The sequence below is a fragment of the Nocardioides ochotonae genome, assembly GCF_011420305.2.
Classification (GTDB): Bacteria; Actinomycetota; Actinomycetes; order Propionibacteriales; family Nocardioidaceae; genus Nocardioides; species Nocardioides ochotonae.
This window is the reverse complement of the sequence record NZ_CP061769.1, coordinates 4087268-4110209: the sequence shown is the minus strand read 5'-3', so window position 1 is coordinate 4110209 and position 22942 is coordinate 4087268. Positions and strand designations below refer to the sequence as shown.

The following is a 22942-nucleotide window of genomic DNA, read 5'->3' as shown; positions in this document are numbered from 1 at the left end:
GCCCGCATCCTGCACCGCCGCCGCCCCGGTCCGCCGGCCGGGTGTCAGCGCACCCGCAGGCGGAGTGCCGGCGCCCGGTCGGCGGCCACCAGATCCGAACCGCGGTACGTCGTGGCGACGCGCCAGGTGCCCCGGGCGAGGCGGGGCAGCCGGATGCTGACCCGGCCGTCGACCAGACGGGCTCCCACGGTGCGGGTGCGGGTGCGGTCCCGCGAGGTGAGCGTGACGCGGACCCGCCCGGTCGCGGTGGGACCGGTGGTGGCCACGGTGACCCGCAGCAGGGCGCGGGTGCCGTGGGCGACCGTCGTCCGGGCCAGCGTGGCCCCGGCGACCGAGGGGGCCTTGCCCGCGGGGGCGGGCGCCTCGACGGTGAGCAGCACGGACCCCGACGTGGACGCGGCGACCACCGTCTCGTCGGCGGGGACGAAGCGGGCGGTCAGCAGGTGCTCGCCGACCGGCAGGTCGGCCCCGACCCGGAGCTCGGCCTCCCCGTCGGCCACCTCGACCGAGCCGAGGACCACCTCGCCGGCCAGGAAGTCGACCGTGCCGTGCACGCCGTCAGAGACCGGCGTCGCGGTGGTGATCCGGGCGCGCAGCTGGGCGCGGTCCTGCTCCTCGGCGTCGAGGCGCTGGCTGGTGCGGGTGGAGGTGAGGCGCACCGCGGAGGCGACACCGTCGACCTCGGCGAGGTCGACGCTCACCGGCACCGAGACGGCCCGACGGCCGTTCGCGTCGACGACCGCGGCGTACCAGCGCTCGCCGGCCACGGGGTCCGCGAGCTCGACCGGCACGGTCGTGCCCGCGGCGACGCTGCGCTCCAGCACCGGCCGGGACGCGGCGGTCAGGCCCCAGTCCTCGGCGCGCAGGTGCTTGGTGACCATCAGGTCGATGCTGGCGACGAACTCGTCGTCGTGGGCGTGGTAGCGGCCGTCCTCGAATCCCGCGGCGGGGGTGCCCCGCATGCCGGGCTCGTCGTACTTGTAGGCCTCGAAGGAGTCCAGGTGCGGCGAGTAGGCGTTGACGCCCATCAGCTCGGCGTCGACGTCGAACTGCAGCAGCCGCTGGAAGCCGGTGTCGCGGTCGAGGGTGTCGGCGCGGGCCTCGGGCACGGTGGAGCGGTAGCCCTGGTAGTCGGCCAGCATCTGCACGACCGTGCGGCCCGCCTCGCCGACGTTGCGCACCGCGACGGTGTCGGCGGCGATGTCGATCGCGTCCGACTGCTCCCCGGTCACCGGGTCGCCGTACTTGGTGGCGACGCCGTGGTAGTGCCCGCCGAGGACCAGGAAGACGTTGTCGCTCGGGGCGACGACCTCGCTCCACACCCGGTGGCCGCGTGCGGTGACCCGGTTGGACAGGTTCTCGATGTTGCCCTGGGTGTCGAGGTAGGAGTGGGTCAGCAGGACCACGTTGTGGTGCGGGTAGGTCGCCGCGATCTCGCGGGCCCAGGTCAGCTGCGCCGTGGTGGGCCGGTAGGGCAGCGACAGCATCAGGTAGTCGATGCCGCTCTCGGTCACGAAGTCGTAGTGCGCGGAGTTGTCGCCGCGGCGCCACGGGGCGCCGTACCACTCCTGCTCGGCGTACGCCGCGGGGCCGAAGTACTCGTTGTACAGCGTGTTGTCGCGGCCCCAGAAGTTGTCGTGGTTGCCCGGCAGCACGCCGTTGGGGACGCCGGCGTCGTTGAGCAGGTCGTGGATGCGCCGGGCCGCGGCGAACTCCTTCTCGGCGCGCCGCGGGTCGGCGTTGGCCTGCATCCAGTTCTGGATGAGGTCGCCGGTGTTGGTGCTGTAGCCGATCTTGCGGGCCTCGTGGTTGGCCACGACCCAGGTCGCCATCCGGCGGAACGGCTCGCGGAAGGCCTCGGAGAGGAACTGGGTGTCGCTCATGTGGTTCAGGGCCCAGTCGTAGTCGGCCGGGTCGGCGAACGCGCGGTCGGTCACGCCGATCTCCTCGACCAGGCCGCCGGCGACGCGGGGGCCGTCGATGACCAGGACGTTCAGCTCGCCGTCGACGAGGTGCTGGGCACCCAGGGCGCCGACCAGGGTGACGTGGCCGTCGGCGTCGGCGGTGGCGTGGGTGAGCAGCGTCCACTCCTCGCCGTCCCAGGCGTGCATCTGCACGTCGTTGCGCTCCCGGGTGGGGGTGGAGAAGGTGAACTCGAGGCCCTCCTCGGGCATCTCGGTGGCCGGTACGGCGAAGCGCAGGAACGGGTAGCCGTAGCCGTCCGCCCGGGCCGCGAGGCCGGCACCGGTGTCGCGCAGGCGCCGTTCGCCGGCGACCGCCAGGCGTGCCGGGACCCGGCGCGAGGTGGCGCCGCCGAAGACCCGAGCCGCGGCGAGGTCGACCTGGGCCGCGTCCACCGGTGCGCCGCGGCGGACCTCGAGGTCGAGCGGGCCGTCCGCGGCGGGTGCCACGACCTGGGCGGAGTAGGCGCCGCCGCGGACCTTGGCGGAGGCCTGCGGGGTCCCGGGGGCGGTGGCGACGTCGAGGTCGACGGGGTCGGTCTCGCCCGGAAGCGGCTCGGTGGGGTCGACCCAGGCCACGTCGGCCAGCTCGCCCGGGGTGCGGGCCGCGATCACGAAGTCCTCCTCGTTGTCGCCGGTGGTGCGGGCGCGCTGGAAGGACTCGCCCAGGTCCTGCTTGGCGCCGGCGCGCAGCTCCGAGCCGATCACGCACGGGCTGAAGGGGACGGTGGGGTAGATGCCCGCCGCGTCGACCTTGCGGCCCTGCGGGTCGCGCAGGTACATGCCGGAGGCGTTCTGTGCCAGCCCGGTGCGGTACGTCGCGTCGGCGAGCTCGCGCAACGCGGCCGGGGCGCCGTCGTCGGTGGCGAGGTACACCTCGCCCGGGCGCAGCGTCACGTCGCCGAGGTCGGCGACCTGGTGGCCGGCGTTGCCGCGGCCGGTGGCCTCGCAGCGGGTCAGCGACCAGCCGGAGAGGTTGACCGGCTCGGTGCCGTAGTTGGCCAGCTCGACGAACTCGTCGTCGTCACCCGCGGGGCCGGAGTCGGCGATCTCGGAGATCCGGACCGCCGAGTGCGTGAACCCGCCGCGGTCGACGACGCTCAGCTCCTCGCGCGCGGTGTGCACCCCGGGAGTGCGGGTGGTGGCCAGCACGAAGTCGCGGGCGTTGTCGCCGGTGTCGCCGACCCGGTGGTAGGACTCGTCCTGCAGGTTGTCGGCGTCGACCGGCACCGAGGAGCCGTCGGTGCACATCGAGGTGCGGTTGGCGTAGGAGCTGAACCGGTCTGCGATCGACTCGTCGGGGCGTACCAGCATCACGCCGAAGTCGCGGAAGTGCATCCCCGAGGAGTACGTCGCGTCGGCCCGCCCGGCGTACGCGCCGGCGGCGTGCGCCACCAGGTAGGACTCGCCCGGGGCCAGGACGCCGTCCGGCAGGGCGGCGTTCTGCAGGTAGGTGGTGCCGTTCTCGCCGCAGCGGTAGAGCCGCCAGCCGCTGATGTCGGCACTCTGCTCGCCGGTGTTGGTGAGCTCGACGAAGCTGTCCGCGGTGCTGGTGCTGGACTCGTTGGCCACCTCGGTGATGCGCACCGGTGCGGGCACCACCGGCGTCGGGGCGTCGGCCGCGGCGTTCGGGGCGTCCGGCGTGCGCACGGCGACGATCCAGTCCCGCTCGACGTCGCCGGTGGTGGCGACGCGCTGGTGGCTCTGATCGAGCCGGTGGTCCAGGGGGCGGGCCAGGGCACGGTCGCTCATGCCGCACTCGCTCAGCACGCTCGGGTGGTAGAACCCGACCCGGTCGAGGACCCGCTCGTCGGGGCTCTCCAGCAGGGCGCCGAAGCCGAACTCGTGCAGGTTGGCGCCGGTGGCATCGTAGACGTCGTCGCGCGCGATCCGCTCGCTCGCGGTGGGGCCGCTGACGGTGTAGGTGTCGCCCGGGGCCAGGACGGTGCCGGCGGGCACGACCTTCTGCGGGCCGTAGAGGTCGCCGGTCTGTCCGCAGCGCAGGATCCGGTAGCCGGAGATGTCGACCGGCTCGGCGCCCCGGTTGGCGATCTCGATGAAGTTGTCTCCCGACACCCGGGCGGCCTGGGGGCTCGCCCCGGCGCCGCCGTTGGCGATCTCGGAGATCAGGACCGGGCCGCCGAGGACCGGTTCGACGTTGGGGTGCTGCGCGCCGGCGCTGGCCGGGCTCATCACGCCGGGCAGCAGGCCGCCCAGCACGCTCGTGGAGGCAACCGCCGCAATGGCCGCTGCCGTTCGCTTCTTGGTCACGAAGGACTCGCCTTTCACTGGTTCGCCCGCGGAGGACGGGCTCGCCGGAACCCTTGCCAAGAGGGGTGATCAACGGGAGGCGCCGCGGCTGCCGCCGGGCGTCGCCGACGTGAACGTGCCGTGTCCCGCACGGCCCGATCGGCGCCCGGGCGGGCGCGGTAGATTCCGGCCGTGACCGGAGCGGACGTCGTGGTGGTCGACCACCACGACTCCTACACCTGGAACCTCGCGCACCTCGTGGCCGCGGTGACCGGGACGCTGCCGCGGGTGGTGCAGCACGACGAGGTCGAGGCCGCCGATGTCCTGGCCCACTCCCACGTGGTGCTCTCGCCCGGGCCGGGCACCCCGGACTCGCCCCGCGACTTCGCCGTCGGCCGCGCGGTGCTCGCCGCCGCCACCCGGCCGGTGCTCGGCGTGTGCCTGGGCATGCAGGGCCTGGTCACGTCGTACGGCGGGCGGGTGGGGCGCGTCGCGCCGGGGCACGGCGTCCTGGCGCGCGTCGAGCACGACGGGCGCGGCCTGTTCGCCGGGCTGCCGCAGGGGTTCGCGGCGGTGCGCTACCACTCGCTGGCCGCGCTCGAGGTCCCCGACTGCCTGCGGGTGACCGCCACCGACACCGTGTCCGGGCTGGTGATGGGCGTGGCGCACCGCTCGCTGCCGCTGGTCGGCGTGCAGTTCCACCCCGAGTCGGTGCTCTCCGAGCACGGCGCCGCACTGGTCGCGAACTTCCTGGTCGGCACCCGGTGAGCGCCCCCGACCTGACCGGCGACCCCGCAGACTGGCTGCCGGGCCTCACTGCCGCGCACCGCCGCTGCTTCTGGCTCGACGGCGGCGGTGGCCGGGCGTGGTCGGGGCACCGCTCCCACGTCGGCTGGCTGGCCGACGACGACGTCTCGCTCAGCTACGACGCCGCCGCCCGGGAGGTCACCCGCCACACCGACGGGCGCGCGGAGGTGGTCGGCGACGACCCGTTCGCGGTGCTCGAGGCCGAGCTGGACGACGGCCCCGCCGACGCGCAGTGGTTCGGCTTCTTCGGCTACGCCGCGCGCCCCGACCTCCCCGCCCACCCCTCGCGCCGCGACGGCGCGGGCCTGCCGGACGCGGTGTGGATGCGCCCTTCTCGGGTGCACCTGCTCCCCGGTCGTCCGGGTGGCCCCGACGCCGAGTCCCCGTCCGGCGCGCCCCGGGTCCCGGCCGACCCCGAGGTCCCCGCGTCCTACCGCGCCGCGTTCGCGCGCGTGCAGGAGCACCTGCACGCCGGCAACACCTACGAGGTCAACCTGACCCACCGGGTGACCGCCCGCAGCGACCTCACCCCCGCCGCGGCGTACCTGCGCCTGCGCGCGGCCAACCCTGCGCCGTACGCCGGCTTCGTGCAGCACGACCTGCCCGGCGCCGAGGCCTGGCTGCTCAGCTCCAGCCCCGAGCGGTACGCCGTGGTCGGCGCCGACCGCACCGTGGAGACCCGCCCGATCAAGGGCACCACCGCGCGTGGCGCGACCCCGGAGCAGGACGCGCGCGCCCGCGCCGAGCTGGCCACCCACCCGCGCTTCCGCGCCGAGAACCTGATGATCCTCGACCTGCTGCGCAACGACCTGGCCATGGTCTGCGAGCCCGGGACCGTCGAGGTGCCGCACCTCCTGCAGGTCGAGTCGTACGCCGCGGTGCACCAGCTGGTCTCCACGGTGCGCGGCCGGTTGCGCCCGGAGGTCTCGACGCTCGCCGCGCTGCGGACGCTCTTCCCGGCCGGCTCGATGACCGGGGCGCCCAAGCTGCGCACGATGGAGGTGATCGCGGAGGTCGAGGCGACCCCGCGCGGCGCCTACGCCGGGGCGTTCGGGCGGATCGGCGCCGACGGCACCGCCGACCTCGGGGTGGTGATCCGCTCGCTGACCACCACCGGCGACGGGACCTGGCAGCTCGGCACCGGCGGCGGCGTCACCGTCCACTCCGAGGTGGCGAGCGAGCACGCCGAGGCGGGCTGGAAGGCGGCCCGGGTGCTCGCCGCGCTCACCGACCGGTCGACACCGCCTGACTAGGCTCGGAGGCATGGAACGGCCCGTGGTGATCGTCCTGTTCGGCGCGACCGGTGACCTCGCACGGCGCAAGCTGCTGCCCGGGCTGCTGCGGCTGCACCGGGCCGGCCTGCTCTCCGACGCGCGGATCGTCGGCACCTCGCTGGAGGAGCTCGACGACGAGCAGTTCGTGAAGCTCGCCCACGACGCCTGCCTGGAGTTCGGCAAGGGCGGGCTGAGCGAGGAGATGTGGGCGCCGTTCGCGCGGATGCTGAGCTACGTGCCGACCGGTGCGGGTCCGCAGGCGCTGGCCGCCGCCGTCGAGGCCGCGGAGCAGCAGTTCCCGCCGGAGCCCTACGTCGGGCGCCTGCACTACCTCTCGGTGCCCCCGAAGGCCGCGCTGGACGTCGTGCACATGCTCGACGAGGCCGGCCTCGTCGAGCGCTCGCGGATCATCATGGAGAAGCCGTTCGGCACCGACCTGCCCTCCGCGCAGCGGCTCAACGCGCGCCTGCACGAGGTCTTCGAGGAGCACCAGATCTTCCGCATCGACCACTTCCTCGGCAAGGAGGCGGCGCAGAACATCCTGGCCTTCCGGTTCGCCAACGGGCTCTTCGAGCCGATCTGGAACCGCAACTTCATCGACCACGTGCAGATCGACGTCCCCGAGACCCTGGGCCTCGAGGGCCGCACCCGCTTCTACGAGTCGACCGGCGCCTACCGCGACATGGTGGTCACCCACCTGATGCAGGTCCTGGCGTTCATGGCGATGGAGCCGCCGACGTCGCTGGAGCCGGGGCCGATCAGCGACGAGAAGCTCAAGGTGTTCCGCTCGATGCGCCCCATCGAGCCCGGCAACGTCGTGCGCGGTCAGTACGTCGGCTACCGCGGCAAGGAGGACGTCTCCGACTACTCCGACACCGAGACCTTCATCGCGCTCAAGGTCGAGATCGACAACTGGCGCTGGGCCGGGGTGCCGTTCTACCTGCGCACCGGCAAGAAGCTCGCGGAGGGCGCGCGGATCATCTCGATCGCCTTCAAGGAGCCGCCGCTGTCGATGTTCCCGGCGGGCTCCAAGGCGGGCACCCAGGGCCCCGACCACCTGACCTTCGACCTCGCCGACCAGTCGCGGATGTCGCTGTCGTTCTACGGCAAGCGCCCGGGGCCGGGGATGACGCTGGAGAAGGTCTCGATGCAGTTCGCGACCCACGAGACGCTGGGCTCGGAGTCGGTGCTGGAGGCCTACGAGCGGCTCATCCACGACGCGATCCGCGGCGACCACACGCTGTTCACCACCGCCGCCGGCATCGAGACGCTGTGGGAGAAGTCGGTCCCGCTGCTGGACAACCCGCCGCCGGTGCGCGCCTACCCACCGGGCAGCTGGGGCCCCAACGCCATCCACCAGCTGGTCAACCCGCACGCCTGGCGGCTGCCGTTCGAGCGGGGCTGGCGCGAGACCAGGACCTGAGGGCCGCGCTCAGGCCCCCGGCGAGGCGCGCCGGGTGCCGTCCTCGGCGTACTCCACCCGGGCGAAGTCGACCACCCGCTTGGCGTTGGCCAGCGCGCTGACCACGACCGTGCCCAGACGTCCGGTGCGGTCGAAGACCGCCGCCGTCCCGACCGCGATGCCGTCGTCCTCGCGGCGGTCGGTGGCGGCCAGGCCGATCGAGACGCCGTCGGGCTCGCGGGCCAGGACCAGCGTGATGTCGGTGTTGATGTGCTCCACGCCGTTGCTGCCCCAGTTGGTGACCAGGCTGGCGCCGTCGGCGATCGAGGCGACCGCCTGGAACGGCGTCGGCGCCTCGCCGGCCACGATCGAAGGCCCGGTGCTCCAGTACTGCTTGCGCCCGGCGTTCTGGTGCTGGGTGAAGTCCTGCGACCAGCCCACGGCGTCGCTGTGGATGAACGGCACGTGCGCCTCGGTGGTGACCGGGGCGAGGTCGAGCGGCGGCGGCACCAGGTCGCTCTCCGGGCCGGGTGCCCAGGTCTCGCCGGCGGTGCTGCCGGTGGCCCGCAGGAACAGCCCGCTGGCGCGGGCCACCGCGACGTCGCCCTGGAGGTACGTCGCGTCGACCAGGCACAGCCGGTTGCCCTCGCGCACCACCTCGGTGCGCACCACGCACGGGTCCATCGTGGCCGGGCGGAACAGGTCCACGGTGTAGCGGGCCGGACGCAGGTCCGCCCGGCCCAGCTCGGCCACCCGCTGCTCCAGCGCCCGCGCCATCGCCCCGCTCACCGCGACGCCGTGCAGGTGGTTCTCGCCCCACATGCTGGCGGCGAGGTCGGTGGCGAGCAGCTCGCCGGTGCCGGGGTCGAGGCGGTAGTAGCCGAGGCCAGAGGAGTCGGGGGAGTCGGGGGAGTCGGGGGAGTCTGGGAACTCGGAGGCGGCAGTCACGGGACTCATGGTGCCTGCAGCTTCTCGGCGCGTGCGCTGGCGTTCGACAGCTGGGTCATCGCGGTGGTGACCCCCTCGACGAGCGCCGCCCGGTCGTACGGCGCGGTGTCGGCGGCGTTCACGACGTGGATCAGGCTGCCGTTCTGCACGAAGCCGGTCGCGGCGACGCCCTCCTTGTCGGTCGCGACCACCAGCCGGGCGGCGTCGGCGCCCGGGATGTCGGGTGCGCTGATGTCGCCGTCCTCGGGCGCGCCCATGGTCTCCCAGGCGGCGTCCAGGCCGTCGGCGAACACCATGTAGTTGGCGTCCAGCACCGGCCCGCCCTCCTCGGTGGGTACCAGCGCGCAGCGCGGCGCCGCCTCGGTGCCGCGGTCCGGCTCGAGACCGGTGCCGAGCACGGCGGCGAGCCGGTCCACCCGCAGCCCGTCGCACGGGTTCCAGGCCTCCGGCTGCGCCGAGTCGGACGCCTCGGGCTCGGACCCGCCGTGGGCGGCGGCGACGTCCGGCGCACTCTCGGGCCCGGGGTCGTCCCCGCTGCAGGCGCTCAGCGCTCCCAGGGACGCGACGAGGACGGCGGCGGAGGCAAGCGAGCGACGGCTCAACGGGGGTTCTCCTGGGTGGTGCTGGTGGACAGGGGCGTGCCGGAGGGGGTGGTCTCGACGTCGTCGTCGGTGACCGGCTCGGCCGGCGGGGTCTGGGGCGGGGCCGGGGGAGGGGTCGGGGGCGGCGGCGTCGGGTTGCCGGGCAGCGACAGGCGCAGCCGGGCCCCGCCGGCCGGCGAGCGGTCGGCGCTGACGGAGCCGGAGTGCCGGCTGGCGATCTGGCGCACGATGGAGAGCCCGAGACCGGAGCCGGGCATCGAGCGGGACTCCTCGGAGCGGTAGAACCGCTCGAAGACGTGCGGGAGGTCCACCTCGTCGATGCCGGGACCCTCGTCGTCGACGGTCAGGGTGCCGCGCTCGAGAGTGATCCGCACGGTGCCGTCCGGCGGGCTCCACTTCGCGGCGTTGTCGAGCAGGTTGGTCACCGCACGCTCCAGCCCGGCGGCCTCGCCCACGACGTACCACGGGGTCGCGTCGACCTCGAAGGCCACGCTGGGGGCGCGTCGGCGCACCCGCGCGATCGCGTGGTCGAGGACGTCGACCAGGTCGACTGTCTCCACCACGTACTGCATCGGCTCGTCGCGGGCGAGCTCGACGAGGTCGCCGATGAGGGTGGTGAGCTCCTCCATCTGGGCGCGTACGTCGGCCATCAGCTCCGCACGCGCGCCCGGGGGCAGCGTGGTGCCGGCGGCGTCGGCCTGGGCGAGCAGGTCGATGTTGGTCCGCATCGAGGTGAGCGGGGTGCGCAGCTCGTGCCCGGCGTCGGCGACCAGCTGGCGCTGGAGGTCGCGGGAGGCCGAGACCGCGCGCAGCATCTGGTTGAACGCCGTGGCCAGCCGGGCCACCTCGTCGGCGCCCTCGACGGGGATCGGGGTGAGGTCCTCGGTGCGCGCGATGCGCTCCACCCGGGAGGTCAGCAGCCGCACCGGGCGCAGGCCGTTCACCGCGACCATCCAGCCGGCCATGCTGGCCGCGATCACGCCGGCGCCGCCGAACAGCAGCATCACCACGCCCAGCCGGGACAGCACCTGCTGCTGGGACTCCAGGGACTGGGCCAGCACCAGGGCGACGCCGTCGCCGTAGTTGACCGCCACCATCCGGAAGGCCTCGCCGTCGGCGCGCACGGTGCGGATGCTGGTCTTCTCCTCGCCGCGGGCGACGGCGATCTCCGGCTCACCGGGGCGCAGCGTCTCCTCGGCCAGGATCTTGGGGTTGGTGTTGCCGGCTGCGTTGACCAGCGCGATCCGCACGTCGGTGGCGACGAGCGCCCACGCGGGGACCTCCTCGCCGGAGGTGAAGGTGAGGGTCGGGGCGGCGGCGGTGCTGCGCGCCCGCTCGACCAGCGACTGGTCGAGCGTCGACTGCATCTGCATGCGGACCGTGACGTAGGCGCCGAGCGCGACGAACGCGACCGCGAGGCCGACGGCGATCGTGGTGAGCAGGGTGACGCGGCTGGCCAGGGAGCGGCGGTAGTGCCAGCGACGGTCCTCGCGGGGGGTGGTCTCGGGGGCGCTCATGCTTCCTTCAGGACGTAGCCGACCCCGCGCACGGTGTGCAGCAGCCGCGGCTCGCCGGCGGCCTCGGTCTTGCGCCGCAGGTAGCCGACGTAGACCTCGAGGGAGTTCGCGGTCGTGGGGAAGTCGTAGCCCCAGACCTCCTCGAGGATGAAGCTGCGCTCCAGCACCCGGCGCGGGCGGCGCAGGAACATCTCCAGCAGGGTGAACTCGGTGCGGGTCAGCTCGATCAGCCGGTCCCCGCGGCGTACCTCGCGCGCGCCGACGTCCATCGTGAGGTCGGCGAAGGAGAGGATCTCCTCGTCGTCCTCCTGCACGACCGCGCGGCGCAGCAGCGCGCGCAGCCGGGCGAGCAGCTCGGGCAGCGCGAACGGCTTGGTCAGGTAGTCGTCGGCGCCGGCGTCGAGACCGGCCACCCGGTCGCCCACGGCGTCGCGGGCGGTGAGCACCAGGATCGGGACGTCGTGGCCGGCGGCGCGCAGCGCGCGGGTGGTCTCCAGACCGTCGAGGCGCGGCATCATCACGTCCATCACCACGACGTCCGGGGCGGCCGCGCCGATCTGGGCGAGGGCCTCGGCGCCGTCGGCGGCGAGGCGCACGTCGTAGCCGTTGAACTCCAGCGAGCGGCGCAGCGACTCGCGCACCGCCTTGTCGTCGTCGACGACGAGGACACGGGGCAGGCTCTGGGCGCTCACCCCTCCCATGCTGCCAGTCCTGGCTGAGCCGTGTCTGAGAAGGGACGCCCGGCCCCGGTCGTGGGTCGCCTCAGAGGTACGCCGCGGCGGCCTGCGCGGCTCGGGCGCCGTAGCCGCTGCCGAACAGGCAGGCGTGCACCAGCAGCGGGAAGATCTGGTGCAGCGCGACCCGGTCGCGCCAGCCCTCCGCGAGCGGGTGCACCTCCTCGTAGGCGTCGAGGACCCGCGCGAGGTGGGGCAGCCCGAACAGCGCCAGCATCGCCAGGTCCACCTCGCGGTGCCCGCCGTACGCCGCGGGGTCGACGACGCTCACCCGCCCGTCGGCCCCCCACAGGACGTTGCCGTTCCACAGGTCGCCGTGCAGGCGGGAGGGCGGCTCCTCGACCACGAGCGTGGGCAGCCTGCCCACCAGCCGCTCGATCACGTCGGCCTCGCTGCCGCTGACCGCCGCCCGGTCGCGCGCCACCTTGAGGTAGGGCAGCACCCGGCGCACCGCGTAGAACTCCGCCCAGGACGGCGCCGGGCGCTGGGGCAGCGGCAGCTTGCCGATGAACGCCTCGTCGCCGCTGCCCGGCGGGGCGCCGTACGCCGGGGCGCCGGCATCGTGGGTGGTGGCCAGGGCGCGCCCGAAGGCAGCCGCCGCATCGATGGTGCTGCGTCCGGGCTCGACCCAGCGCAGCACCAGGCACTCCTCGTCGACGCCGAGCACGTCGGGGACCGGGACGCCGCCCTCCACCTCCCGCAGCCAGCGCAGGCCGCGGGCCTCGGAGGGGAAGAACCCCTCCGGCGCGTGCGGGAGGGTCTTGACCAGCGCGGTGGTGCCGTCGCTGAGCCGCAGCTTGGTGGCGGTGCAGATGTCGCCACCCGCCACCGGCGCCGTGGCCACGACCGCCGCGCCGAGGAGCTTCTCGGCGTGACGGGCGACCAGGGGCTGCCGGGTCATGGCGTCGGCGGGCCGAGGATCTCGCGCAGCGCCGCGACGAGCGCGGCCGACGTACGTTCCACCATCGCGAGCACCTCCTCGAAGCCGTCGTCCCCACCGTAGTAGGGGTCCGGTACCTCCCCGCCGGGGTCGACCGGATCGAAGTCGCGGAACAGCCGCACCCGCTCGCTGCGCCCGCCCACGCCGGCCAGGTTGTCCGGGTCCATCGCCAGCACCAGGTCGTTGCGCGCGCGCCAGCCCTCGTCCCACTGCCGGGCCCGGTGCCGGCTCGGGTCGAGGCCGACGGCACGCAGCGTGGCAGCGGCGCGGCGGTCCATCGGCTCCCCGACGTGCCAGCCGCCGGTGCCGCAGCTGGACACCTCGACGCGGTCGGCGAGCCCGGCCTCGGCGATGCGCGCCGTGAGGACCACGTCGGCCATCGGCGAGCGGCAGATGTTGCCCAGGCAGACCAGGGCGATCGCGTAGCGCCCGGGGGTCCTGGGCGGGGGGAGCGCGGGCAGCGCGGATCGGTCGGCGGGTCCGGTCACGGGCTCAGTCATCGACGCCGATCATGGCGTCGACGATCCAGGTCACGATCGTGATCACGATCGCGCCGCCGACGGCCGACCAGAAGCCGTCGACCTCGAAGCCGAGGTCGAAGTGCTCGGCGACCCAGCCGGTCAGCATCAGCATCGCCGCGTTGATGACGAGCAGGAAGATCCCGAGAGTCAGGATGATCAGCGGGAACGACAACAGCTGGAGCAGCGGCTTCACGAACGACGTGATCACCCCGAGGATCAGCGCCACCCCGAGGACCGGGAGGATCTTCTCCTCGAGCTCCGCGCGCCCCGAGGTGGGGCCGGCGAAGCTGATCCCCTTGATCAGCCAGGCGGCGGCCGCCACGGCCAGGGCGTTGGTGACCAACCAGGTCAAGAAGCGTGTCATGGCCCGATTGTGGCAGGCGGGCTCCCCGCTCCCGGCGCGTCTCGCGGGTCTCGCCGGGTCTCGCTGGGGTCAGGCCTCGGGCTCGAGGGCCAGGGCGGTGATGATCTCGTCGGCCGCGCCGGCGAGGTGCGCGCGCAGGAACTCGTGGGCGGCGTCGACGTCGCCGGACTCCAGCAGCAGCACCAGCCGGGCGTGGTGGTCGGCCTCGTCGTGGGCGTTGCGCCGCAGCCGCTCCACCTGCGCGAGGGCCAGCTTGAGCTCGGTGACCAGCTGCTCGGCCATCTGCACCAGGCGCGGGCTGCCGGCGAGGGCGACCAGGCAGAGGTGGAAGGCCAGGTGCCGCTCGTTGAGCTCCTGGTAGCTGCCCCCGGCGTGCACGGCGGTGGTGTAGTCCTCCAGCGTGGTGCGGACCCGGCGGCGCAGAGCGTCGTCGGCCTGTGGCCAGGCGCGGACGCCCGCGCTCTCCAGCACCCAGCGGGCCGCGCATATGTCCCGGACCGAGGCGGCCTCCGGGGTGGCGACGCTGACGCCGCGGTGCGGCTCGCGGGTGGCCAGCCCCTCGGCGACCAGCAGGGTGAGCGCCTCGCGCACGGTGGGGCGCGAGACCCCGAGGGAGGCGGCGAGCGCGACCTCGCGCAGCGGCGTGCCCGACTCGAGCTCGCCGTCGAACACCGCGCGTCGCAGCTCCTGGGCTGCGCGGTCCACGGCGGTGGCGGACTCCAGGCGCAGCGTCCCGGCGGAGGCGGCGGCCGGATCGGACATGGCCCCATTCTTGCCCACCGACCACGCCCACTACCGTCGGCGCCATGTTCCCGGTCGGTGGGGTCGAGGTGATGCTGCTCGGCGTCGTGCTCGCGGGCCTGGTCTGCCTGGGCCTGGTCGCCGCGCTGCGCCCCTTCGCCGGTACCCGCTGGGCGGTGCTGGTCGGCGGGCTGTGCTGGTCGCTGGCGGTGATCGCCTGCGTGACGCTGCTCCCGGCCGACTCGGCCCCGGGGATCGTGCCGGCCGAGACCCGCAGCGAGACCTGCTCGTGGGACGTCGGCGGCCCGGCGCCCGCGGGGTTCTGGATCTTCTCGGGCGGGCAGCGGCTGCTCAACGCGCTGGTGTTCGTCCCGGCGGGGGCGCTGCTGGTGCTGGTGCTGGCCCGTTGGCCACGGCTGATGGTGCTCACGGTGCCGGTCGGCCTGGTCGCGCTCGGCGCCTACTCCGTGGCCATCGAGATCGTCCAGCTCGAGCTCGCCCGGCTGGACCGCGCCTGCGACGTCACCGACATGGTGGACAACGCCACCGGTGCCGTGCTCGGCGGGCTGCTCGGGCTGGCGCTCGCGCCGATCGTGCGTCCGTGGCGCTCCGGGCGGCGCTACCGCGCGTGACCCTCCAGCCCCCAGGTGACGGCGCTCACACCTAGGGTGATCTCGTGACCTCCCCCCAGCACGAGCCGCCCCCGCCGCGGCTGCCGCGTCCGCGGGCGACGCTCGCCGAGATCCCGCCGTACGTCGCCGGCCGCCCGCCCGCGCTGCGTCCCGGCCTGACGGCGTACAAGCTGTCCTCCAACGAGAACCCCTACCCGCCGCTGCCCGGCGTGCTGGAGGCCGCTGCCGAGGCGGTGGCGCAGATGAATCGCTACCCCGACATGGGCGCGGTCGCGCTGCACGCCGCGATCGCCGAGCACGTCGGCGTCCCGGTCGAGCAGGTCACGGTCGGCACCGGCTCGGTGGCGCTGATCTATGAGATCGTCCAGGCCTTCTGCGAGCCCGGCGACGAGGTGGTGATGGCCTGGCGCTCCTTCGAGGCCTACCCGATCGCCGTCGCGGCGTCCGGGGCGACGGCGGTGCGGGTGCCGCTGCTGCCCGACGCCCGTCACGACCTCCCCGCGATGGTCGCCGCGATCACCGACCGCACCCGGGTGGTGCTGGTCTGCACCCCCAACAACCCCACCGGCCCCGCGGTCACCCAGGCCGAGCTCGACGCGTTCCTCGCCGCGGTGCCGCCGCACGTGCTGGTCGTCGTCGACGAGGCCTACCTCGAGTTCGTGCGGATGGCCGACCCGGTCGACGGGCTCGCGACCCTGCGCCGCCATCCCCAGGTGGTCCTCACCCGCACCTTCTCCAAGGCCTACGGCCTGGCCGGGCTGCGGGTCGGGTACGCCGTGGCCGCCGAGCCGTTGGCCGCGGCGCTGCGCGCGGTGGCGCTGCCCTTCGGGGTCTCCCACGTCGCCCAGGTCGCCGCGATCACCTCGCTGGGCCGCCGCGAGGACCTGCTCGAGCGAGTGGAGGTGCTCCTCGCCGAGCGCACCCGCGTCCTGGCCGGGCTGCGCGATCGCGGCTGGGAGGTGCCGGAGGCCCAGGGCAACTTCGTCTGGTTCGACCTCGGCGAGCGCACCGCGGCCTTCACCGAGCACGCCGAGGGCCTCGGCATCACGGTGCGCCCGTTCGCCGGGGAGGGGGTCCGGGCGACGGTCGGGGAGCCGGAGGGCAACGACCGGCTGCTCGATCTGGCCGCGGCGCTGCGACCGCGCTGAGGCGGCTCAGCGCCCGGTCGCGCTGAAGTGCTGGTAGTCCTTCAGCGAGGTCCAGCCACCGCCCCACTCCCAGCCGATCCGGGCGAAGGCGGCCACGACCGGGCCGTCGGCGGTGATCATCCCCGGGCGCACCGGCGTGCGGCGGGCGTAGGACGTCGCGAGCTCGGGCAGCACCAGGTCGCCGCGCACGTAGGGGTTCTGGAACGGGTTGACGTCGACCGCGCGCCCCGACGCGTGCTCGGAGTACGACGACCCGCCGGTGATCGGGCGGCACACGAACGCGCTGGTGTCGTTGCCGTCGCCGGTCGGGGTGGCGTCCTGGTCGGCGCGGGTGGTGATCACCATCCGCTCCAACGGGAAGTCGGCCCGCCACAGGTCGCCGAAGACCTGCACGAGGTCGTCGGCGTCCTGGCGGTGGACCAGGAGCTCGCCGGTGTGCCGGGCGCCGTCGAACCCGCGGAAGGTCAGCCGCAGCCAGGTCAGCTGCTCGCGCGCGACCGGGCAGCCGGGTCGCCAGGTGGAGCGGGCGAGCACCCGCGCGGGTGCGGGCGCCACGACCCGTGAGGCGTAGCCGCGCCCGGGGAGCATCCGCACCGGGTCGGGGAGGGTGAAGGCGCGGCGGCGCAGCTCGGGGGGAGTCGTCTGCGCCGCGGCGTACCCGTCGGGGCCGGCGGGCAGCTCCCGGGTGCCGAGCCAGGCGGGCGGCGTGGTGCCGGGCGCCGGGGCGCTGGGTGTCGGGGTCGGCGAGGGGATCGCGGGGGCGGAGGTGCTCGACGGGCGGCTCGGTGTCGGCGCGCCGCGCGGCTCGTCGGTGCCGCTGCAGCCCGCTGCGAGGACGAGCAGAGTCGCGGCGCTCGCGACGGTGGCGCGGAGGGGGCGGGGCACGGTGTCGACGCTACCGCCGCAGGGCAGGTGGTTGAGCGTTCATCTAAGGTGGGGACATGACAGCCGATGGGGACCAGACCGCGACGTACGTCGAGAAGGGCAAGGCGTTCGACCGGGACATGAGCTACATCCCCGATCGGATCCTCGCCGGCGAGCGGCCTGCGGACCCGCTGGACGCGGCGTGCGGCGGCCGCGCCGACGTCCAGGTCTGGCCGGTCGAGCCGGGTCGCTACCGGCTGATCGCCGCCCCCGCGTGCCCGTGGGCCAACCGCACCCTGATCGTGCGCCACCTGCTCGGCCTCGAGGACGTGCTGAGCGTCGGCCTGCCCGGCCCCACCCACGACAAGCGCAGCTGGACCTTCGACCGCGACCCCGGCGGGCGCGACCCGGTGCTGGGCATCGAGCGGCTCCAGGAGGCCTACTTCGCGCGCTACCCCGACTACCCGAAGGGCATCACGGTGCCCGCGATCGTCGACGTCGCCAGCGGCGAGGTCGTCACCAACGACTTCCCCTGGATCACCCACGACCTGTTCTTCGAGTGGCGCGAGCACCACCGCCCCGACGCCCCCGACCTGTGGCCCGCCGACCTGCGCGAGGAGATGGAGCAGGTCATGAAGCGGGTGTTCACCGAGGTCAACAACGGCGTCTACCGCTGCGGGTTCGCCGGCTCGCAGGAGGCGTACGACGCGGCGTACGAGCGGCTGTGGGCGGCGCTGGACTGGCTCGAGGAGCGGCTGGCGACCCGCCGCTACCTGATGGGCGCGGCGATCACCGAGGCCGACGTCCGGCTGTTCACCACGCTGGCGCGCTTCGACGCGGTCTACCACGGCCACTTCAAGTGCAACCGCCAGAAGCTGACCGAGATGCCGCACCTGTGGGGCTACGCCCGCGACCTGTTCCAGACGCCGGGCTTCGGCGAGACGATCGACTTCGAGCAGATCAAGGCGCACTACTACGTCGTGCACACCGACGTGAACCCCTCCGGCATCATCCCGGCCGGGCCGGACCTGTCCGGGTGGCGGGAGCCGCACGGCCGCGAGGAGCTCGGGTCGCTCTAGCCTGAGTCCATGGGGCACAGCCACGGGCACGGCCACGGGCGCGGGGGCGGGGGCGGTCATGGGGGGCACGCCGCCGGACGGGCCGCGGATCGCCGGCGGCTGCGGATCGTCCTGGGCGTCACCGCCTCGGTGATGGTGCTCGAGGTCGTCGGCGGCCTGCTCACCGGCTCGCTGGCGCTGCTCGCCGACGCCGGCCACATGGCCACCGACGCCGGCGGGGTGGTGCTCGCGCTCGGGGCGTCGTACCTCGCCGCGCGCCCGGGCGGACCGCGCTCGACGTTCGGCTACCACCGCGCGGAGATCCTCGCCGCCGCGGTCAACGGGCTGGTGCTGCTCGGCGTGTGCGCGTACGTCGCGTGGGCCGGCATCAGCCGGCTCGGCGACCCCACCCCGGTCGACGCGGCGCCGATGGTCGCCGTCGCGCTGGTCGGCCTGGTCGCCAACGTGGTGTCGCTGAGCGTGCTGAACCGCTCCGACACCGGCTCGCTCAACATGCGCGGTGCGATCAGCGAGGTCTTCGCCGACCTGGTCGGCTCGCTGCTCGCGGTGGTCGCGGGCGTCGTGATCTGGACGACCGGCTGGGAGCGCGCCGACGCCGTGGCGTCGCTGGTGATCGCGGCGCTGATCCTGCCCCGCGCGATCCTGCTGATCCGCGACGCGGCCGTCGTCCTGCTCGAGATCGCCCCCGACAGCCTCGACCTCGCCGACGTGCGCGAGCACCTGCTCGGTGTCCCCGGTGTCGTCGACGTCCACGACCTGCACGCCTGGACCATCACCAGCGGCATCCCGAGCCTGTCGGCCCACGTCACGGTCACCGACGCCTGCCTCGCCGAGCGCGGCGTCGGCCCCACCCTCGACGAGCTCAGCCACTGCGTCGCCGAGCACTTCTCCGTGCGCCACGCGACCTTCCAGGTCGAGCCCGTCAGCCACCGCTCGCACGAGGACCTGGGCGAGGCGCACTGAGGGGCGGTCCGTTGGTCGAGCGCCCTCCGTTGGTCGAGCGCACCTCCGTTGGTCGAGCTTGTCGAGACCCCCTCCATGTGACGCGCTGACACCTCAGGGTGAACGCAATCCCTCAGGAGGCAGCATGACCCCGAACAGCAGCGACCCGACCTGGGAGCGGACCGCCCGCGCGGTGCGTGACGCCGCCCCCGACGTACCTGAGCTCACCGCAGAGGAGAAGGCTGCGCTGTGGGCGCGGGTCGAGGCGCACCAGCCAGCGGTCGGGAGGCGTCGCCGCGGCTGGAAGGTGGTGGTCGCCGGGGTGGTGGCGGCAGCGCTCGTGGGAGGCGCCGGCGCTGCGACGGCCGAGGTGCTCAGTGCGCGCACGGGAGAGTTTCCGGCTGACGCCGAGGCCATCGAGCTCGGAGGGCCCGGCGAGTATCTCGACCCGGAGGCTCCCGACTTCAGCGACGTCCTGGACGAGGTCAGCGCGGACATCGACTTCCCTTCGGCCGAGTCACGCGATCGCGCACTGGGGTGGGAGCTGACCAACTATTCCGACGGCAGCGGTGCGACGGTGTCGACCGGTGCGATCCGGCTCTGGATGGCCGGTCACGCGCTCTGCTCGTGGACCGACACCTGGGCCGCGGCGCTGCGGACCGGTGACACCGCCACGCAGCACGAGGCCGCGCAGGTGGTCCTCGATGCGAGGACGTGGCCGGCGATCACCGACACCGATCCGGACCTGGCGAACGAGTCCGAGTTCGACTGGCTGCCCGAGCTGGAGCGCGCGATCGAGGCAGCCGACCCCGCCGCCGCGAGGCGGGCGTTGGACCCCCATCAGGCCTGCATGCCGGGCCTCGCGCCGGAGCTGGGGATGGGGGAGCCGCAGTGACCCGGGCTGCCTCGCCGGCGGACGTGGCGGAGCTGTACCACCGTCACGCGGCGGAGCTGCGCGGCTACCTCCATCGGCGAGCAGGCCAGGCCGGCGCGGACCTGCTGGGCGAGGTCTTCGTCGTCGCCCTGCAGCGGCTGTCGGACCTGCCCGACCCGGACCTGCGCCGCGCGTGGCTCTTCGGTACGGCGCGTCGGCTGCTCCTGGCCCAGGAGCGCAAGGACTGGCAGCGCGCTGTGGCGGAGGAGCAACGTGCCCGGGTCCAGGAGTCGTCGCCGGGCCCGTCCGGGGATCGATCCGCGGACCGGGACCTGGGCCGGGACCGTGCCGTGCACGAGGCGCTCGCGTCCCTCCGGGAGAAGGACCGCGAGCTGATCCGGCTCACCGAGTGGGAGCAGCTCCAGATCGCCGAGGCCGCCCTGGTGCTCGGGATGCGCCCGGGGACGGCACGGATGCGGTTGCTCCGGGCGCGGCGATCCTTGGCCGCGCATCCCGGGCTTCGGAAGGCGATGGAGGCGCCTCGAGGGAGCGGCGGTGCACAGGCCGACCCGAACGGCGAGCACTCTGAAGAACCCCTTGTTCTCGAACGCACGTTCGAGTAGAATGAGGCATGGCCGACTCCGAGCTCCCCGACTGCGACACCCCAGCCGCCGTGCTGGCGTTCGCGCAGCGCCGTCGGGCTGCCGCCCAGCGGGCGGAGATCGACGTCGTGGAGGCCGCCCTGGTGTGGGCGGCGATGCACCCGGAGGAGTCGGTCGCCGATCAGACCCCGACCGCCGGGCTGGTGTTCGGGGAGCTGGCTGTCCCGCTGGCCGGCGAAGGGGCGCCGCTGGTGGCGGAGTTCGCGCCGATGGAGTTCGGCGCCGCGCTCGGCATGTCCACCGAGTCCTCACGGGCGCTGGTCGGTGACGCGCTGGAGCTGGCGCACCGGCTGAAGCGGACCTGGAAGCTGGTCCGTGCCGGCAAGGTGCCGCTGTGGAAGGCCCGGCGGCTCGCGCAGCTGACCACCACCCTTCCGTTGGACGGCGCGGACTTCGTGGACCGCCAGGTCGCCGGTGTCGTGGGGAAGATCAGCTGGGCCGGGATCGAGCGGCTCGTCGACCAGGCCCGCGTGGCCTTCGACCCCGAGGGTGCGGGGAAGCAGCGCCGCGAGGCGGCCGACGGGCGTCGCTTCGACGTGCACACCCGCGAGGCCACCCACGACGGCACCGTGCACGTCGAGGGTGTCCTCGACCTCGCCGACGCGCTCGACCTCGACACCGCGATCCGCCAGGGCGCGGAAGAACTCGCGACCTTGGGGTCCTCTGAGTCCCTCGACGTGCGCCGCTCGATGGCCGCCGGCGAGCTCGCGCGACGCCAGCTCGCGTTCGACCTCCGGGCGGAGGCCGGTGACGGCGCCGCCTCGGTGGTCAAGCCGCGGCAGGTGGTCATCCACGTCCATCTCTCCGATGCTGCGATCAGTCGCGATGAGGCCGGTATTGCCCACGTCGAGGAGACCCGGTCGATCGTGTCGACCGATCAGGTGCGCGACTGGTGCGCCAACCCTCAGACGCAGGTGACGATCAAGCCGGTGATCGACCTCGAGGCCCACCACCACACCAACGCCTACGCGATCCCGGACCGGCTCGTCGACCAGACCCGTCTGGCCCAACCGGTCTGCGCGTTCCCGTGGTGCGAACGCCCCGCCCGCAGGTGCGACACCGACCACGTCGTCGCCCACGGCGCGGGCGGCCCGACGTGCAGCTGCAATCTCGCGCCGCTCTGTCGCCGTCACCATCGGGCCAAGACCCATACGGCGTGGACCTACGACAAGACCGATTCGGCGACGTACGTCTGGCGGTCCCCACACGGGCTGCACCTCGTGAAGGACCGCGGCACCACCCGGCTCGTCACCGCGCACCCGCCCGACGAGTAGATCCCGAGCCCCGGACCCCGCCAGCACCCCGCCGGCGGGGCCACACCCACGTCCGGGCTGTCGTCCCACGGGCGCTGCGGCCGCACCAAGGGCGAATCGCATCGTGGCTGTCGACTGGAGGGGCTCTTCCGACGGCTGCGCTGGCGTGCCTGCCGCCACCCCACGAGAACCATCCCAGCGCCGTGATGCTGGCGCAGCTGCCAGGCAGGGCATCGCCGGTCGTCTCGAGCAGGTCCTGGCGGAGCCTCACCGCCCTGCCCCGCGAGGTGCGTGCATCCGCCCAGTCCGATCCGGGCGGCGTCCAGATCACGTGCCCCCTCTGCCTGACACAACGCCAGTGCGAGAGTGTGGCCCCGGGTCGAGGGGGAGTGGTACGCCGTGGCGACGAGGACGGTGGAGGTCCACAGCGAGGTGCGCGCGCCCGCGACGGCGGTGTGGGCGCGGGTCGTGCATCCCGACGGCATCAACCACGAGATGCGGCCCTGGCTGACGATGCGCATGCCGCGCGGCGCGGCCGGGCTGAGCGTGGACACGGTCCCGCTGGGTCAGTTCGTCGGGCGCGCCTGGCTCCGGCTCTTCGGGGTCGTGCCGTTCGACTTCGACCACCTGAGGGTCGTGGAGGTCGAGTCGGGGGTTCGGTTCCTCGAGCGCTCCACGATGATGAGCATGCGGCGCTGGGAGCACGAGCGGGTGCTGACGCCGGTCGCCGGTGGCACGCGGGTGCACGACCGGATCACGCTGCAGCCGCGGCTGCCCGTCCCCGGCCTCGCTGCGGTCCTGGCACGGGTGGTCGATGCGTTCTTCCGGCATCGCCACCGCCGCCTGCGGCGCTACTTCGCGCCCCGCTGACGCCGCGACGCGCAGCGCCGCAGCGCCGACCAGCTCAGGACGCCCGGCGGGCGTCCTGCTCGGCGGCGTCGGCGAGCCGGACGAGCGTCTTCTCGATGCCGCGGCGGTTGCGCGTGGTCATGCCGAGCAGCTCATACATCTTGGCCTGCACGCCGTTGACGTCGGAGTAGTCGAAGGTCTCGGTGATCCGGGTGCGCTCGCCGTCGGGCTCGAGCTCGTAGCGCCAGATGTGGCCGCCGGGGTGCTGCCAGGCGAGGCGGCGGCCCTCCTCGAACTCCACGACGGTGCTGGTGATCTTGTACGGCACGCCCATGCGCATGTTCATGCCGAACTTCGCGCCGAGGGAGAGTCGGTCGGGTCCGGCGATGGCGTCGCGGACGGTGCCCGAGCCGTCCACCCGGGAGTGCTGGCGGGGGTCGGCGAGGATGTCGAAGACGACGTCCGCGGGGGCGGTGGTCGTCGTGCTGGCGAGGACGCGTCGAGAGGTCATGGCCGCCAGCCTAGGGAGGCGACCCCGAAGCGGGGGGTGAGTTGGCCGCGCGAGGGGGTCGGGCTAG

At 73.9% G+C, this 22942-nt stretch carries 22 protein-coding genes; 11 read left to right on the top strand and 11 right to left on the bottom strand.

The features are described 5' to 3' along the window. Nucleotides 1-44: 44 nt before the first annotated feature. Nucleotides 45-4232 (bottom strand): lamin tail domain-containing protein, encoded by a 4188-nt coding sequence (locus tag HBO46_RS19745; protein ID WP_166134827.1) that lies wholly within the window; start codon nt 4230-4232, stop codon nt 45-47. Between the two features lie 171 nt (nt 4233-4403). On the opposite strand from HBO46_RS19745, the gene HBO46_RS19740 reads away from it, so the two are divergent. From HBO46_RS19740 to zwf, 3 genes are read left to right on the top strand one after another with little or no spacing between them, the layout of a single operon-like run. Next, nucleotides 4404-4979, top strand: a complete 576-nt coding sequence (locus HBO46_RS19740) for an anthranilate synthase component II (RefSeq protein ID WP_166134825.1) — start codon at nt 4404-4406, stop codon at nt 4977-4979. After that, entirely contained in the window at nt 4976-6271 is a 1296-nt protein-coding gene (locus tag HBO46_RS19735) for an anthranilate synthase component I family protein (protein WP_224769264.1), read from the top strand. The genes HBO46_RS19740 and HBO46_RS19735 overlap by 4 nt, the downstream gene beginning before the upstream one ends. A gap of 10 nt (nt 6272-6281) precedes the next feature. Further along, on the top strand, nt 6282-7715 hold the full coding sequence (gene zwf / locus HBO46_RS19730; protein WP_166134822.1) for a glucose-6-phosphate dehydrogenase: 1434 nt from the start codon (nt 6282-6284) through the stop codon (nt 7713-7715). 9 nt (nt 7716-7724) lie between these two features. On the opposite strand, the gene HBO46_RS19725 is transcribed toward zwf, so the two are convergent. From HBO46_RS19725 to HBO46_RS19690, 8 genes are all read right to left on the bottom strand, one after another. Next, the gene (locus HBO46_RS19725; protein WP_224769263.1) at nt 7725-8642 is read right to left on the bottom strand and encodes a thioesterase family protein; all 918 of its coding nucleotides are present in this window, start codon (nt 8640-8642) and stop codon (nt 7725-7727) included. A gap of 5 nt (nt 8643-8647) precedes the next feature. After that, complete coding sequence (locus HBO46_RS19720; RefSeq protein WP_166134816.1) at nt 8648-9244, bottom strand: hypothetical protein; 597 nt, start codon at nt 9242-9244, stop codon at nt 8648-8650. Then, nucleotides 9241-10761 (bottom strand): HAMP domain-containing sensor histidine kinase, encoded by a 1521-nt coding sequence (locus tag HBO46_RS19715; RefSeq protein ID WP_166134813.1) that lies wholly within the window; start codon nt 10759-10761, stop codon nt 9241-9243. Before HBO46_RS19715 ends, HBO46_RS19720 begins: the two co-directional genes overlap by 4 nt. Continuing rightward, nucleotides 10758-11453, bottom strand: a complete 696-nt coding sequence (locus HBO46_RS19710) for a response regulator transcription factor (protein WP_317983884.1) — start codon at nt 11451-11453, stop codon at nt 10758-10760. Before HBO46_RS19710 ends, HBO46_RS19715 begins: the two co-directional genes overlap by 4 nt. Nucleotides 11454-11523: 70 nt before the next feature. Then, a complete protein-coding gene (locus tag HBO46_RS19705; RefSeq protein ID WP_166134807.1) occupies nt 11524-12396 on the bottom strand; it encodes a fructosamine kinase family protein in 873 nt (290 codons plus the stop codon). Next, nucleotides 12393-12935 (bottom strand): low molecular weight protein-tyrosine-phosphatase, encoded by a 543-nt coding sequence (locus tag HBO46_RS19700; protein ID WP_166134804.1) that lies wholly within the window; start codon nt 12933-12935, stop codon nt 12393-12395. The genes HBO46_RS19705 and HBO46_RS19700 overlap by 4 nt, the downstream gene beginning before the upstream one ends. Continuing rightward, nucleotides 12928-13320 (bottom strand): phage holin family protein, encoded by a 393-nt coding sequence (locus HBO46_RS19695; RefSeq protein WP_166134801.1) that lies wholly within the window; start codon nt 13318-13320, stop codon nt 12928-12930. Before HBO46_RS19695 ends, HBO46_RS19700 begins: the two co-directional genes overlap by 8 nt. Nucleotides 13321-13389: 69 nt before the next feature. Next, nucleotides 13390-14082 carry a GntR family transcriptional regulator gene (locus tag HBO46_RS19690; protein ID WP_166134798.1) on the bottom strand — a complete coding sequence of 231 codons (693 nt, stop codon included), beginning with the start codon at nt 14080-14082 and terminating at the stop codon, nt 13390-13392. 44 nt (nt 14083-14126) lie between these two features. On the opposite strand from HBO46_RS19690, the gene HBO46_RS19685 reads away from it, so the two are divergent. Together HBO46_RS19685 and hisC are read left to right on the top strand one after the other, a co-directional pair. Next, the gene (locus HBO46_RS19685) at nt 14127-14693 is read left to right on the top strand and encodes a VanZ family protein (protein WP_166134795.1); all 567 of its coding nucleotides are present in this window, start codon (nt 14127-14129) and stop codon (nt 14691-14693) included. 44 nt (nt 14694-14737) lie between these two features. Then, a complete protein-coding gene (gene hisC / locus HBO46_RS19680; protein WP_224769262.1) occupies nt 14738-15841 on the top strand; it encodes a histidinol-phosphate transaminase in 1104 nt (367 codons plus the stop codon). Nucleotides 15842-15847: 6 nt separating this feature from the next. On the opposite strand, the gene HBO46_RS19675 is transcribed toward hisC, so the two are convergent. Then, nucleotides 15848-16726, bottom strand: a complete 879-nt coding sequence (locus HBO46_RS19675; RefSeq protein ID WP_166134792.1) for a M15 family metallopeptidase — start codon at nt 16724-16726, stop codon at nt 15848-15850. Nucleotides 16727-16782: 56 nt separating this feature from the next. Between HBO46_RS19675 and HBO46_RS19670 the strand changes: the two genes are divergently transcribed. The 6 genes from HBO46_RS19670 to HBO46_RS19645 all read left to right on the top strand — a co-directional run bounded on the left by HBO46_RS19670 (nt 16783) and on the right by HBO46_RS19645 (nt 22385). Then, entirely contained in the window at nt 16783-17784 is a 1002-nt protein-coding gene (locus HBO46_RS19670; RefSeq protein ID WP_191480178.1) for a glutathione S-transferase family protein, read from the top strand. Nucleotides 17785-17793: 9 nt separating this feature from the next. Then, on the top strand, nt 17794-18747 hold the full coding sequence (locus HBO46_RS19665; RefSeq protein ID WP_166134789.1) for a cation diffusion facilitator family transporter: 954 nt from the start codon (nt 17794-17796) through the stop codon (nt 18745-18747). Nucleotides 18748-18871: 124 nt separating this feature from the next. Next, nucleotides 18872-19621, top strand: a complete 750-nt coding sequence (locus HBO46_RS19660) for a hypothetical protein (RefSeq protein ID WP_166134786.1) — start codon at nt 18872-18874, stop codon at nt 19619-19621. Then, nucleotides 19618-20223 (top strand): RNA polymerase sigma factor, encoded by a 606-nt coding sequence (locus tag HBO46_RS19655; protein WP_166134783.1) that lies wholly within the window; start codon nt 19618-19620, stop codon nt 20221-20223. Before HBO46_RS19660 ends, HBO46_RS19655 begins: the two co-directional genes overlap by 4 nt. An 8-nt stretch (nt 20224-20231) precedes the next feature. Further along, entirely contained in the window at nt 20232-21536 is a 1305-nt protein-coding gene (locus tag HBO46_RS19650) for an HNH endonuclease signature motif containing protein (RefSeq protein WP_166134781.1), read from the top strand. Nucleotides 21537-21929: 393 nt separating this feature from the next. Beyond that, nucleotides 21930-22385, top strand: coding sequence for a hypothetical protein (locus HBO46_RS19645; RefSeq protein WP_166134778.1), 456 nt, complete (start codon nt 21930-21932; stop codon nt 22383-22385). 34 nt (nt 22386-22419) lie between these two features. Here HBO46_RS19645 and HBO46_RS19640 read toward each other — a convergent pair whose 3' ends face one another. Continuing rightward, nucleotides 22420-22875 (bottom strand): SRPBCC family protein, encoded by a 456-nt coding sequence (locus tag HBO46_RS19640; RefSeq protein WP_166134775.1) that lies wholly within the window; start codon nt 22873-22875, stop codon nt 22420-22422. Nucleotides 22876-22942: the final 67 nt, after the last annotated feature.

Coding starts and splice junctions, on each gene's coding strand:
- zwf (WP_166134822.1), top strand. CDS start 6,282: ATGGAACGGCCCGTGGTGATCGTCCTGTTCGGCGCGACCGGTGACCTC.
- HBO46_RS19715 (WP_166134813.1), bottom strand. CDS start 10,761: ATGAGCGCCCCCGAGACCACCCCCCGCGAGGACCGTCGCTGGCACTAC.
- HBO46_RS19705 (WP_166134807.1), bottom strand. CDS start 12,396: ATGACCCGGCAGCCCCTGGTCGCCCGTCACGCCGAGAAGCTCCTCGGC.
- HBO46_RS19700 (WP_166134804.1), bottom strand. CDS start 12,935: ATGACTGAGCCCGTGACCGGACCCGCCGACCGATCCGCGCTGCCCGCG.
- HBO46_RS19695 (WP_166134801.1), bottom strand. CDS start 13,320: ATGACACGCTTCTTGACCTGGTTGGTCACCAACGCCCTGGCCGTGGCG.
- HBO46_RS19690 (WP_166134798.1), bottom strand. CDS start 14,082: ATGTCCGATCCGGCCGCCGCCTCCGCCGGGACGCTGCGCCTGGAGTCC.
- HBO46_RS19685 (WP_166134795.1), top strand. CDS start 14,127: ATGTTCCCGGTCGGTGGGGTCGAGGTGATGCTGCTCGGCGTCGTGCTC.
- HBO46_RS19670 (WP_191480178.1), top strand. CDS start 16,783: ATGACAGCCGATGGGGACCAGACCGCGACGTACGTCGAGAAGGGCAAG.
- HBO46_RS19665 (WP_166134789.1), top strand. CDS start 17,794: ATGGGGCACAGCCACGGGCACGGCCACGGGCGCGGGGGCGGGGGCGGT.
- HBO46_RS19660 (WP_166134786.1), top strand. CDS start 18,872: ATGACCCCGAACAGCAGCGACCCGACCTGGGAGCGGACCGCCCGCGCG.
- HBO46_RS19650 (WP_166134781.1), top strand. CDS start 20,232: ATGGCCGACTCCGAGCTCCCCGACTGCGACACCCCAGCCGCCGTGCTG.
- HBO46_RS19640 (WP_166134775.1), bottom strand. CDS start 22,875: ATGACCTCTCGACGCGTCCTCGCCAGCACGACGACCACCGCCCCCGCG.